The sequence below is a fragment of the Methylobrevis albus genome (assembly GCF_015904235.1).
Classification (GTDB): Bacteria; Pseudomonadota; Alphaproteobacteria; order Rhizobiales; family Pleomorphomonadaceae; genus Methylobrevis_A; species Methylobrevis_A albus.
This window is the reverse complement of record NZ_JADZLT010000040.1, coordinates 301421-313424: the sequence shown is the minus strand read 5'-3', so window position 1 is coordinate 313424 and position 12004 is coordinate 301421. Positions and strand designations below refer to the sequence as shown.

Annotated in this window: 9 protein-coding genes; 3 read left to right on the top strand and 6 right to left on the bottom strand. The window is 71.0% G+C overall.

Going from position 1 to position 12004, the window contains the following annotated elements:
* The first annotated feature begins 13 nt into the window (after positions 1 to 13).
* Positions 14 to 2212 (top strand): esterase-like activity of phytase family protein, encoded by a 2199-nt coding sequence (locus tag I5731_RS03490; protein ID WP_197309971.1) that lies wholly within the window; start codon positions 14 to 16, stop codon positions 2210 to 2212.
* Between the two features lie 182 nt (positions 2213 to 2394).
* A complete protein-coding gene (locus I5731_RS03485) occupies positions 2395 to 3021 on the top strand; it encodes an alpha/beta hydrolase (RefSeq protein WP_197309970.1) in 627 nt (208 codons plus the stop codon).
* A gap of 88 nt (positions 3022 to 3109) precedes the next feature.
* Here I5731_RS03485 and I5731_RS03480 read toward each other — a convergent pair whose 3' ends face one another.
* From I5731_RS03480 to I5731_RS03455, 6 genes are all read right to left on the bottom strand, one after another.
* Complete coding sequence (locus I5731_RS03480) at positions 3110 to 3766, bottom strand: glutathione S-transferase family protein (protein WP_197309969.1); 657 nt, start codon at positions 3764 to 3766, stop codon at positions 3110 to 3112.
* Between the two features lie 98 nt (positions 3767 to 3864).
* Positions 3865 to 7722, bottom strand: a complete 3858-nt coding sequence (locus tag I5731_RS03475; RefSeq protein ID WP_197309968.1) for a tetratricopeptide repeat protein — start codon at positions 7720 to 7722, stop codon at positions 3865 to 3867.
* 188 nt (positions 7723 to 7910) lie between these two features.
* The gene (locus I5731_RS03470) at positions 7911 to 8726 is read right to left on the bottom strand and encodes a MotE family protein (protein WP_197309967.1); all 816 of its coding nucleotides are present in this window, start codon (positions 8724 to 8726) and stop codon (positions 7911 to 7913) included.
* Positions 8723 to 9223, bottom strand: a complete 501-nt coding sequence (locus tag I5731_RS03465; RefSeq protein ID WP_197309966.1) for a DUF6468 domain-containing protein — start codon at positions 9221 to 9223, stop codon at positions 8723 to 8725. The genes I5731_RS03470 and I5731_RS03465 overlap by 4 nt, the downstream gene beginning before the upstream one ends.
* Positions 9220 to 10428: a flagellar motor switch protein FliM gene (gene fliM / locus I5731_RS03460; protein WP_197309965.1), complete on the bottom strand. Its 1209-nt coding sequence runs from the start codon at positions 10426 to 10428 to the stop codon at positions 9220 to 9222. The genes I5731_RS03465 and fliM overlap by 4 nt, the downstream gene beginning before the upstream one ends.
* Before the next feature lie 9 nt (positions 10429 to 10437).
* Positions 10438 to 10941: a flagellar basal body-associated FliL family protein gene (locus I5731_RS03455; RefSeq protein ID WP_197309964.1), complete on the bottom strand. Its 504-nt coding sequence runs from the start codon at positions 10939 to 10941 to the stop codon at positions 10438 to 10440.
* A gap of 307 nt (positions 10942 to 11248) precedes the next feature.
* Between I5731_RS03455 and flgF the strand changes: the two genes are divergently transcribed.
* Positions 11249 to 11986: a flagellar basal-body rod protein FlgF gene (gene flgF, locus I5731_RS03450; protein WP_197309963.1), complete on the top strand. Its 738-nt coding sequence runs from the start codon at positions 11249 to 11251 to the stop codon at positions 11984 to 11986.
* The last annotated feature ends 18 nt before the right edge of the window (positions 11987 to 12004 follow it).

The following is a 12004-nucleotide window of genomic DNA, read 5'->3' as shown; positions in this document are numbered from 1 at the left end:
GGGGGATCTCACCATGTCCGCGCCTTTCGCCCGTCTTTCGCTCGCCGCCGCGCTGCTCGCCGGCACCGCGCTCTCGGCCAATGCCGAGCCGGTTTTCAACCGCATCGCCTCCTTCCCGGTCTACCAGAACCTTCCCGCCGACAAGCAGGGCACCGAGACGGTCGCCGAGATCATCGCGGCCTCCGAGGACGGCAACCTGCTCGTCTACACCGACAGCCCGCAGGCAGGCGTCGGCTTCGTCGACATCACCGACCCGGCCGCGCCGAAGCCGGCCGGCTTCCTCGCCCTCGGCGGTGAGCCGACCTCGGTCAAGGTCGCCGGCGGCAACGCTTTCGTCGGCGTCGTCACCTCGGAAAGCTTCACGGCCCCCTCCGGCCACCTCGCCACCGTCGATCTCGCCGGCCGCACCGTCACCGCGACCTGCGACCTCGGCGGCCAGCCCGACGCCGTCGCCTTCAGCCCGGCGAAGGACTTCCTCGCGGTCGCGATCGAGAACGAGCGCGACGAGGAGGTGAACGACGCCGCGATCCCGCAGATGCCCGCCGGCTTCCTCGTCATCGTGCCGGTCGCGAACGGCGTCGCCGACTGCGCCGCCCTGAAGAAGGTCGAGCTCACCGGCCTCGCCGAGATCGCCCCGGAAGACCCCGAGCCCGAGTTCGTCTCGGTCAACAGCCAGGGCAAGATCGTCGTCACGCTGCAGGAGAACAACCACATCGTCATCGTCGACGGCGCCACCGGCACGGTCGAGACGCACTTCAGCGCCGGCACCGTCGATCTCGCCGGCATCGACGTCGAGAAGGACGGCAAGATCGATCTCTCGGGTGCGATGGAGGGCGTCCGCCGCGAGCCCGACAGCGTGATCTGGGTCGACGACACCCGCTTCGTCACCGCCAACGAAGGCGACTGGAAGGGCGGCTCGCGCGGCTTCACCATCTTCAACGCCGACGGCACGGTGTCTTACGAGTCGGGCGCGAGCTTCGAGCACGAGATCGTCTCGCTCGGCCACTACCCGGACAAGCGCAACAAGAAGGGCGTCGAGCCCGAGGGCGCCGAGGTCGGCACCTTCGGCGACGACCGCCTGATCTTCGTCGCCTCCGAGCGCGGCTCGCTGGTCGGCGTCTACCGCGACACCGGCGCCGAGCCGGAACTGCTGCAGATGCTGCCCGCCGGCATCGGCCCCGAGGGCCTGCTGGCGCTGCCCGCGCGCGACCTCCTCGTCGTCGCCAACGAGACCGATCTCGTCGAGGACGGCGGCGTGCGCACCCACGTCACCCTGTTCGCCCGCGCCGAGGGCGCGGCCGCCTACCCGACCATCCGCTCGGCCAACGTCGCCGGCACGCCGCCGATCGCCTGGGGCGCCCTGTCGGGCCTCGCCGCCGACCCGGCCGAGGCCGGCAAGCTCTATGCCGTCACCGACAGCTTCTACTCGGCCGCCCCGCGCATCCTCACCATCGACGCGACGCAGAAGCCGGCGCTGATCGTCGCCGAGACGCTCGTCACCCGTGACGGCGCCGCGGCCGAGAAGCTCGACCTCGAGGGCATCGCGGCCGACGGCCAGGGCGGCTTCTGGCTCGCCTCGGAAGGCGACGCCAAGAAGGAAGTCCCGCACGCGCTGCTGCGCGTCGATGCGGCCGGCGCGGTCGTCGAGGAGATCGCCCTCCCCGCCGAGCTCGCCGAGCACCAGGAGCGCTTCGGCTACGAGGGCGTCACCGTCGTCGGTGAAGGCGACGCCGCCACCGTCTGGCTCGCCGTGCAGCGCGAGTGGAAGGACGACCCGAAGGGCATGGTGAAGCTGCTCGCCTACACCCCGGCGACGAAGAGCTGGGGCGCCGTGCACTACCCGCTCGACGCCGCCGGCAAGGGCTGGGTCGGCCTCTCCGAGATCACCTCGATCGGCAACGGCCAGGTGATCATCATCGAGCGCGACAACCAGATCGGCGACGCCGCCGAGCTGAAGAAGCTCTATCGCGTCGACCTCTCGGCCGTCACGCCGGCCGCCCTCGGCGGTGAACTCCCGGTCGTCGCCAAGACGCTGGAGCGCGACCTGATGCCGGACCTCGCCGCCCACAACGGCTACATCCTCGACAAGGTCGAGGGCTTCACCGTCGACGCCGCCGGCGACGCCTTCTTCGTCACCGACAACGACGGCATCGACGGCTCCAACGGCGAGACGCTGTTCGTCGGCATCGGCAAGCTGCAGGCGACCAACTGATCCGATCGACCTGATCGCGATGTGAGATGGCGGCGGCCGGGCTTCCCGGCCGCCGCCTTGCGTTTCGGGCGGCCAGCGGCATTCGCCGGCGACGACGATCTCTGGAACGATCTCCGCGCGCCGCGGCAAACTTTGGGACACCGTGCCTTCGTCGCTGGCGCCAAACGCGCCATGATCAGGGAATGAACACGCTTCCCCACTCCGGCTTCGCCCCGCCCGTCGCCACGCTGATCGTCCCGGGCTACCTCGGCTCGGGGGACGGGCACTGGCAGCGGATCTGGGCCGACGAGGATCCGGACGCGCTGCTGGTCGAGCAGGCCGACTTCGACCGTCCGGCCCGCACCGCCTGGCTCGCCGCGCTCGACGCGGCCATCGCGGCAAACCCGGGTGCGGTCCTCGTCGCCCACAGCCTCGGCTGCATCCTGATCGCGCACTACGCCCGGCTGCGGCCGCAGGCGGCGATCGCCGGCGCGCTGCTCGTCGCGCCGGCCGACGTCGAGGCCGTGCTCGGCGACTATCCGCAGTTCGCGAGCTTCGCCCCCGTGCCGCGCCTGCCGCTGCCGTTCCCGGCAACCCTCGTCGCCAGTCGCAACGACCCGTTCATGGATTTCTCGCGCGCGCGCCGCTTCGCGTCGGCCTGGGGCGCCCGCCTGGTCGACCTCGGCGAGGCCGGCCATGTCAACGTCGCCAGCGGGCACGGGGTGTTTCCCGAAGCCCGGCAGTTGGCGAATGCGCTGCGCACGCCAACGTCGGCGAGCGGCGCCGAGCGGCGGCTGTCCGCCGCAGGCGCGGCGAGTGTTCTGGGCTGATCCGCCTCTAGCCGCGACGACGCCCCGCCGTCAGGACCGGAGGAACGTCCAGCTTCGCGCTCGCGGAAGCGGGCCGGCGGCTCCCGCCTCAGTCCCGGTCAGGCGCACCGAGCGGGAAATAGGACCGGTACTTCCGCCCTTCCTCCACCGCCCGCGCGAACGATGGCCGCGCAAGCAGCCGCGTGCGATAGGCCCGCAGGCGCGGATAGGTGGCATCGTCGATCAGGTGCACCCAGTCGGCATAGAACAGCGACGGCGCCGCCGCGCAGTCGGCCAGCGAGAACTGGTCGCCCGCGGCCCATGCGCGCCCGCCGAGCCGCTGTTCCAGCCAGCCGTAGGCAATCTCCAGCGCCTGGGCGGCACTCTGCCTCGCCTCATCCAGACGATCGGGTTTCTGGCGCAGCGATTCGTTTACGGCGACCTGCGCGGCGTTCATCACGTGTTGATCGAAGAACCGGTCGAGCAGTCGGACTTCGAGCCCGGCAGCCGCTTCGCCCGGCAGGAATCGCACCTCTCCGGGATGATGCTGATCCAGATACTCGATGATGATGCTGGTTTCGATCACGGTGCGGTCGCCGTCGACCAGCACCGGGAATTTCTTGATCGGCCAGAGCCGCGCGAGGTCCTCCCCCGCGCCGGGCTCTTCCATATGGCGATAGGTGAACGGCGTATCGTTCTCCCACAGCGCCATCAGCACCTTCTGGCAGTAAGAGGAGAACGGGTGGGCAAAGAGCGTCAAAGTCATTGTGGGTCTCGACTGGGAAGAAACCGGCCGCCTCCGGGCGGGTCAACCAGGCGCCCGGTCGGTCATCCTGACACGCTCGTGCCGGACCGTCTCGCCGGCTAGGCCGCCGGCGCTTCGTCCGGCGCGTCATTGCCCGGCGCGGCGGCCTGCGGCACTTCGGGCCCTGCATCCGGCGCTGAGTCCGGCGCGGCATCCGGCGCGGCGTCGGCGGCGGGCTCCGCCGCGGGCACCACGTCGGGCTTGGTCCCGCCGCGGCTGCTGTCGATGTATTTCGCGCGGTAGTCGGCGAGGAAGGTCTGCATCGTGTCGATTGTGGCGATGTTCGCGGCGATCGCGCGGAACTCGACGCCGGACGTATCGACCGGCCCGGTCACCACCGCGAACGACGAGCCGAGCGGCGAATCGGCCATCAACGCCCCGTACTTCTCCCGCAGCCGGTCGACGCCGAGCCGGTCGCCGGCGAGCGCGAACGAGATCGCCGCCCGCATCACCTCCGCCTGGTCACCATCGGCGAGCGGCGTCGGGTCGTTCCAGCGGGCGCCGAGCAGGCGTTCGAACTGCTCGCCGGCCTCCTGGTTGCGATTGCTCGCCCACAGCGTTTCGGCCTTCAGGCGGTCGGCGTCGGGACCCGACAGGGTGCCGAGGATCTCGAGGGCGAGGTCGGGCTTGCCCATGCCCGCGAGCGCCTTCGCCTCGACCAGCCGGCGCTGGCGCTCGATCGCGGCGGGGAGCTGCGCCTGGCGGGTGCGGCCGAGGGCGGCAAGCGCGCGGTCCGGGCGCTTGTCGAGCAGGTGGACGAGCGCCAGATCGGCCGCGACCTGCGCGCGCGCGACCCCCTTCAGCCGGTTCTGCACCTGATGCTCGAGGAGGTCGGCCGCCTGGGTCAGGAGATCGACGTCGGCGAGGCGGTCGGCGAGCCGGCGCACCATCTCGTCGCCGCGCCGCCCGATCGGCGTCAGTTCGCGGAAATCGTAGTAGAGGGCGAGGGCTGCGAGCGGATCCATCTTGTCGGCGTGGCCGTCGAGGAACAGCGAGGCGAACGCCGCCGACATCTCCTCGCTGATCAGCCGCGTCGTTTCCGAGGTCGGGTCGACCGCCGTCGCGGCCTGCAGCGCCTCGAAGCCGCGGCGATAGTCACCCTTCTCCACCGCGAGTTCGGCGAGCAGGCGCAGCACCTTGAGCTCCAGTTCGTCGCCGCGCCAGGCCACTGCCAGCCCCTCGAGCCGGTCGACGGCCTGGTCGAGCGTCAGCACGCCCTCGCGCTCCTGCAGCCGCACCAGCCGGTAGCCGGCCTCGATCGCCACCGGCCCCTTCTGCTCGACGACGAGGCGGCTGAAGAGGCCGATCGCGTCCATCGTGCGGCCGGAAGCCTCGGCCATCCGGGCGTTGAGCAGGTCGACCGTCGCCAGCATCTCCGGTTCGAGATTGCTGCGGTCGACCTGGCGCAGCATCGAGACGGCGGTGCTGAAGTCGTTCTGCTCGATCGCCGCCCGCGCCGCCGCGGTCTGGAACAGCGCAGTGAGCGCCGGCGGCAGCGATCCGGCCACCATCTCGGCGCGCGGCATGCTGCGCCGGGCGGCGGCATATCCGCCGGTGTCGGATTGCGCGATCACCCGCCACACCGCCGCATCGGGATTGTCGCGCAACCCATCCGCCGCGAGCAGCGGGAGCGCCTCCTCGGGGCGGCCGGACAGCACGCGCGCCGCCGCGAGCATCAGCCGGTGCCGCGCGCTGGTCGTCGCGGCCGGCTGGATCCCGCCGATCAGCGCGAGCACGCCCTGCGCCTCCGGCCCCATCCCGTTCGCGAGATAGAAGGCGGCGAGCTGGCGCCAGGCGTCCGCCCGCGCCGCGTCGCCCTCGGCGGCGGCTACGGCGGCGTCGAGATCGTGCCGCAGTGCCGCGAACTCGGCCGGCGGCACCGCGAGCGCGGCGAGATCGGGCAGCGAATCGCCGGCCGGCAGGTTGCTTGCCCCGCCCGCCTGCGTACCGACCGGAACCGAGACCGTGGCCGACAGGCCGCCGGGCCGTTCGATGGCGATCCCCGACGTCGTGCCCGTGACGGTGACGTCGTCGGCGCGCGGCACGAAGGCGAGGCCGAAGGCGGAGGTCAGCGCCTCGACCTCGGTGAAAATCTGCGTCTTGATCAGGCCGCGCGGCTCGCCGCGGCCGGTGACGACGATGATGCGGTCGCCGACCACCGGGTCGTCGACGGGCAGGATGCGGTCATAGGCGCCGAACGGCACGTCGAGCGCGACCCGGCCATCGGGACGCACCGACCGCAGCACCGGCAGCGGCCGCGTCGGATGCATCACCCGGTCGCCGATCGTCACCACCCAGAACGAGCCGTCGGCGTCGAGCGTCGCGAGCAGCGGGTCGACCATCTCGATCCTGAGCGCCTGGCGACCGCCGGGGCGCAGCGACTCGATGCGCCGCGCGATCCCCGCGAGGCCCTCCTGGATCGGCCCGAGCTCGATCGTCCGGTCGTCGTCGAAGACCAGCCAGATCGCGCCGCCGCGCGTGAACATCGCCGCGCCGACCGGTTCGGGGAAGGCGAACACCAGCCGGTTCGTGCTGCCGACGCGCTGCGACTGCACCTTGATCCGCGGATCGTCCACCGGCTGCGGCCCCTGCTCGACCTGCGGCGGTCCTGCCGCGAGCACGGGCAGCGCGGCGCCGCTGGCCGGCGCCGGTTCGGCGGCCGGAGTTGCTTCGGCTACGGTCTCGACCGGGGTTTCGGCCGGCGCCGCCGGGGCGGCCTCGGCCACGGCGCGCAGCGGCGAGGGTCGCGGCAGCGGCACGCCGGCGGCACCGGGTTCGGCGGCCGGGGGAGCGGCGGCCGCCTCCTCTGCGGCCGGCGCCGGCGACACCGCGATCTCGGCCGACGACGGCTGGGCCGCCGCGGCCGGGGTCGCCGCGACGGGCGGCTCGGCGGGCGCGGTTGCGACGGGCGTCGTTGCGACAGCAGCAGCGGCGGCGGGTGCCGCGGCGACAGGCGGGGCGGCGACGGGCGCGGCGGTGGCGGCGACGGCCTCCGCCAGTTGCACCGCGGGCGTGCCCGGCGCATTGACCGCGCCGACCGGCGGCGCCGGGCCGGTGAACGCCTCGCGCACCTTCTCGGCCCCGGTCGGCGTCCCGTCCGCCTTCAGCTGCGGCTGCACGTCGACAACGAAGCCGCTGTCTTCGCGGAAACCGCGCACGTCCGCGGTCGTCGGCACGTCGAGAATGATTTTCAGGCCGCCGTCGGCGGTCGTCAGCGCGCGGATGTCGTCGACGAACGGCGGCAGGTCGATCCGCAGTCGCTCGATGTCGACATCGGCCTGTCGGTTGAACGTCAGCGACACCGCCTCGTTTTGCCGCGAGAACTCGGTGTCGAAGGGGACGTTCCAGTTGAAGACGAAACGGCTGAAGGTCGGACTGCGCCCGGTGCGGACCTCGAGCTTCGGCTCGACCCGGCGCATGTCGCCGCTTTCGAGTTCGCGCACCCGCCGGATCGCCGCCTCGGCCCGCTTGGCGAGTTCGGCGACCACCTCCGGCGGCAGTCCGGGCGGCTCGCCGCGCCAGTCCGGCGGCAGCAGGTCGACGAACAGCCGCTCGCCGGCCTCGAGCTTGTTGACCTTGACGCCGCGGCCGAGCACGAAACGCATGCCGGTGCCGTCCGGATCGAGCCGGGCGACCGGCACATAGGCCGACAAAGTGGTGGCGACGCGGCCGACGTCGGCCATCACCGGCTCGGTGAAGCTGATCGAGAGCACGCCGTTGGCGGTGGAAAGACTGTATTGCGGCAGCAGGTCGCGGTCGGTGAAGCTGAGCACGAGGCGCCCGTAACCGGGCTCCTGCCAGGCGGTCACCGCGACGCGGTCGGCCGCCTCGGGCGATGCGGCGGCGGCGAGCAGGCCGAGCGCGGCGAGCGCGACGACGCCGAGCCACCGGCCCGCGCCGGCAGCGCACAGCACCACCCTTCGCCCTGCTCCGGCGACCCATCGGCCAGCCGGACGCCCCCGTCCAATGTCCATTACGCAGCACTCGAAGCCGGATCGTTACGCAGATCCGCGAGTTCGAGCATACGGGGGCCGGCTTAACAGGCTGTTTCGCCGACCGCGGAGATCCGCGGCTCCGGCGCTGCCCGGGGCGCTGCCAGGCGGCATCAGCCGCCGGCAGGACCGATCTTCGGCAACTGGTCGACCGGCATCGCGGCCGGGGCCGGGGCCGGCGGCGCCGTCTCGGCCACCACCTCGGGCCGGGACGCATTCTTGCGCGCGATCGCCGCGGTCAGCCTTCCGGCGGCTTCCGGGTTCATGTTGGCGAGAATCGCCGACATCTTGCGCGGGTTCACCTGCTCGACCAGCGGCAGCAGCACTTCGAAGCCGAGCTTGTCGAACACCCGTGCCGCGTCCTTCGGCTTCATGTTCTCGTACATGGTGACGAGGCCCTTCAGCTGCTGCACCTCGTCGGCCTTCTTGACCTCGGCAGCGACGCCGATCTTCGTCTCCAGCGCCTTCAGTTCCTCGACCCGCTCGCCGATGCGCGACTCGGCCGCCTCGAGCAGCCGGGCGCGCAGCTCGATCTCCTGCTCGCGCTTGTCGAGCTCCATCCGCCGCTCAGCGAGCCGCTTCAGCAGCGCATCCTCCGACGTCGGCGTCTCGAATCGCACTTCCTCGGGCCGCGTGGTCGAGACCGGCATGCCGGTCGCGGTGGTGGTGGCGCCCGCATCCGCGGCGGGCTCGCCTTCCGCGGATGGCTTTTCTTCGGCCGCGGCCGCGTCGCTCTCCGCCGCCGGCTCGTCCGCGGCGGCGGGCGCTTCGCCCTCGGCCTCGGCCGGCGCAGCCGCGTCCTCGTTGGCGAAGGCCGGCATCGGCCCGAGCGGCACCACCGCCTCGCCGGTGGCGAAGCCGAGCAGTTTCAGCATCAAGAGGCCCGAGACCGCGACGAGCACGATCGGCAGCAGCCGGATGTCCTTCATGCCGCCGCTCCCTGGCGCGGTCGGCGGAACGCCGCCAGCCGCTCGGCAGCTTCCGCCGCCGCCTGCTGCAGGCCGCGGGCGCCCGCCTCCTGCACCGGGGCCGGCGCCTCGCTGGCAACGGCGACGGGCGCGGGCGCGACCGGTGCCGCGGCGGCCGGGGCGCGCTGCTCGGCGGCGATCGCGATGGCGCTGATCCGGCGAACGACGTCGCTGCCCGCCTCGAGGCGCCGGTCGAGCGCCGCGCAGACGCCCTCGGCGGCGGTGAGGCGGCGGCCCAGCGTCTGGTCGCAGTCGGCGGCGGCGGCCTTGAGGCCGAGGATCGCTCGCTCGGCGATCTCCGTCGCGGTGATCAGTTCACCGATGGTGGCGCGCAGCACGTTCTCGTCGGCGCGCAGCCGCACCAGCCGCTTGTTCAGCACGAAGCAGTAGCCGATCGTGGTGACGAGCAGCAGCGCGACGACGATCTCGATCGCGAGCCCGAGGGTGAAGCCGGTCATGTCTTCTCGAGCTCCTTCTGCGCCGCCTTTTCGAAGGCCGCGAGGGTCATCTTGGGTCGGCGCAGCGGCCGGCTCACCTTGATCGAGACGTTCTCGCCATAGCGGCCGATGTTGCCCGAGGTGAGGTGGATGTCGCCGCACTTGATGGCGATCGGGTCGGTCGGCGCCACGTTGAACACCAGCGTCTGGCCGACGGCGAGGTCGAGCATCATGGAGAGCGGCAGTTCTTCCTCGCACATCACCGCATCGACCTCGAGGTCGGCGTGGAACACCTCGGTGGCGAGATGGCCTTCCCACGTCGCGTCGCGGCCGAACTTCTCGCCCATGAACATCTGCAGCAGAAGTTCGCGGATCGGCTCGATCGTGGCGTAGGGCAGCAGCATCTCGACCTTGCCGCCGCGGTCCTCCATGTCGACCCGGAACTCGACCAGGATCGCCGCGTTGGCGGGGCGGGAGATGGCGGCGAAGCGCGGATTGGTCTCGAGCCGCTCGAGGTTGAACTTCACCTGCGTCAGCGGGGCGAACGCCTTCTCGGCGTCGGCGAGGATGATGTCGATCATCCGGCGCACCAGATTGGTCTCGATCGTCGTGTAGGGCCGGCCCTCGACGCGGATCGCCGTGGTGCCGCGTCCGCCGCCGAGCAGCACGTCGATGATCGAGTAGATCAGGCTGGAATCGACCGTGATCAGGCCGAAGTTGTCCCACTGCTCCGCCTTGAAGACGGCGAGGATCGCCGGCAGCGGGATCGAGTTGAGGTAGTCGCCGAAGCGCACCGAGGAGATCGAGTCGAGCGACACCTCGACGTTGTCGGACGTGAAATTGCGCAAGCTGGTCGTCGTCTCGCGCACCAGCCGGTCGAACACGATTTCGAGCATCGGCAGGCGTTCGTACGACACCAGCGCCGAATTGATCAGCGCGCGAATGCCGTTCTGCTCGTTCGAGATGTGCTCGTCGAGATTGAAGCCGAGAAGGTTGTCGATCTCCTCCTGGTTCAGCACGCGGTCGGCGCCGCGTGTCGCCTCCTCGATGTCGGCGTCGCCGTCGTCGATCATCGCGGCCCATTGCGCCGCCATCTGCTCGCCGCCCTCGACGCCCTGCTCCTCGAGCGCGGCGCCCCAGTCGGCGGCGAGGTCGTCGTCACCCGCGCCCTGCTCGGCGAGTGCGGCACCCCAGTCGGCCGAGAGATCGTCGTCCTCACCCGCCATGACCGGTTCTCACTGCACGAGGATGTTGCGGAAGAGCACGTCGTCGACCCGGGCCGGGTAGACCGCGAGATTGATGCGGCGCTGCAACTCCTCCTTCATGCGGAACAGCCCGGCCGACCCCTGCAGGTCGGTGACGCGCAGCTCGCGCAGGTAGGTCTGGAAGGCGTCGAGCACGCGCGGCAGGTTCGGCTCGATCTGCGCGATCATCGTCTGCTCGGGCACCTCCAGCGAGACGCTGAGCTTCACGAACGAGGCGCGCTGGTCGGCGGTGGAGAGGTTCACCACCATCTCCGGCAGGTCGAGGTAGTAGATCGGCGGCGGTGGCGGCGGGCCGCTGGTCGCGCCCGCGACCTCCTCCTCGCCGCCCGACAGCATGAAGAAGGCGCCGCCACCCACGAGCAGCAGCACGGCGACACCGGCGCCGCCGAGGATCAGGAGCTTCTTCTTGCCCCCGCCCGCCGGGGCCTCGCCCTCTTCCGCCGCGCCATCGGCCGACTTCGGCTTCTTCGCCATCTCAGCGCTCGTTCCCGATCTTCCGGCCGCCCATTCGAGCCCCGGCGCGACTCTCGCGCCCGGACGACTGCCCCAGAACCGATTTCGGGCCGCAATGGTTAACGAATGGTTGACGAAGCCCTCCGGGCGGCAATTTTTGCCGGCGAGCTTTGCCGCCCAGGAGGATCCGTCCCGCCCGAAACGGCGCCGAAAACGGATTATCCTATTGTTTTAATTAAATCTTCCAAGTTGGCACGTCTCTCGCGAGAGAAACGACGGGTTGCCGGCCGGGGAGGGTTTGGCGACCCGCAGAATGGGGAATGCCAAGATGGAGAATGCGACCCTCGTCGCGTTGTCACGTCAGATCGCGCTCAGGCGCAACCTCGACGTCATTGCAGACAACGTCGCCAACATCACGACCGACGGCTTCAAGCGCCAGGCGTTGAACTTCGAGGAGTTCGTCATGCCGAAGGCGCGGGCGTCGTCGTTCGAGCGGGCCGATCGGATCAACACCTTCGTCGCCGACTGGACCACCACCACCGACTTCGGCAGCGGCAGCATCGAGCAGAGCGGCAATCCGCTCGACGTGGCGATCAACGGCAACGGCTTCTTCGTCGTCCAGACGCCGGACGGCGAGCGCTACACCCGCGCCGGCAACTTCCGCATCGATAACGGCGGCCGCCTCGTCACCGCCGACGGCCAGCCGGTGCTCGGCGAGGGCGGCGAGATCCTGTTCGAGCAGAACGAGATCGGCATCGAGATCGGCGCCGACGGGTCGATCGCCTCCAGCGCAGGCGTCAAGGGCCGCCTGCGCCTCGTCGCCTTCGAGGACGACCGCCTGCTGCGCAAGGCCGGCGCCAACCTGTTCGAGACCGACGCGGCGCCGGAGCCGGCCGTGGGCGTCCAGGTGATGCAAGGGGCGATCGAGCGGTCGAACGTCAGCGGCGTCGTCGAGATGACGCGCATGATCAACGCCACGCGCTCCTACGAGCAGATCACCAAGGTCATCAAGGACCAGGACGAACTTCGCAGTCGCGCGATCTCGCGCCTCGGCCAGCTGAACTGAAGCCGGGGAACACGACGC

Bases quoted from the DNA above. Each gene is read 5' to 3' on its own strand.
- I5731_RS03490 (WP_197309971.1), top strand. From the start codon at position 14: ATGTCCGCGCCTTTCGCCCGTCTTTCGCTCGCCGCCGCGCTGCTCGCC.
- I5731_RS03485 (WP_197309970.1), top strand. From the start codon at position 2,395: ATGAACACGCTTCCCCACTCCGGCTTCGCCCCGCCCGTCGCCACGCTG.
- I5731_RS03480 (WP_197309969.1), bottom strand. From the start codon at position 3,766: ATGACTTTGACGCTCTTTGCCCACCCGTTCTCCTCTTACTGCCAGAAG.
- I5731_RS03470 (WP_197309967.1), bottom strand. From the start codon at position 8,726: ATGAAGGACATCCGGCTGCTGCCGATCGTGCTCGTCGCGGTCTCGGGC.
- I5731_RS03465 (WP_197309966.1), bottom strand. From the start codon at position 9,223: ATGACCGGCTTCACCCTCGGGCTCGCGATCGAGATCGTCGTCGCGCTG.
- fliM (WP_197309965.1), bottom strand. From the start codon at position 10,428: ATGGCGGGTGAGGACGACGATCTCTCGGCCGACTGGGGTGCCGCACTC.
- I5731_RS03455 (WP_197309964.1), bottom strand. From the start codon at position 10,941: ATGGCGAAGAAGCCGAAGTCGGCCGATGGCGCGGCGGAAGAGGGCGAG.
- flgF (WP_197309963.1), top strand. From the start codon at position 11,249: ATGGAGAATGCGACCCTCGTCGCGTTGTCACGTCAGATCGCGCTCAGG.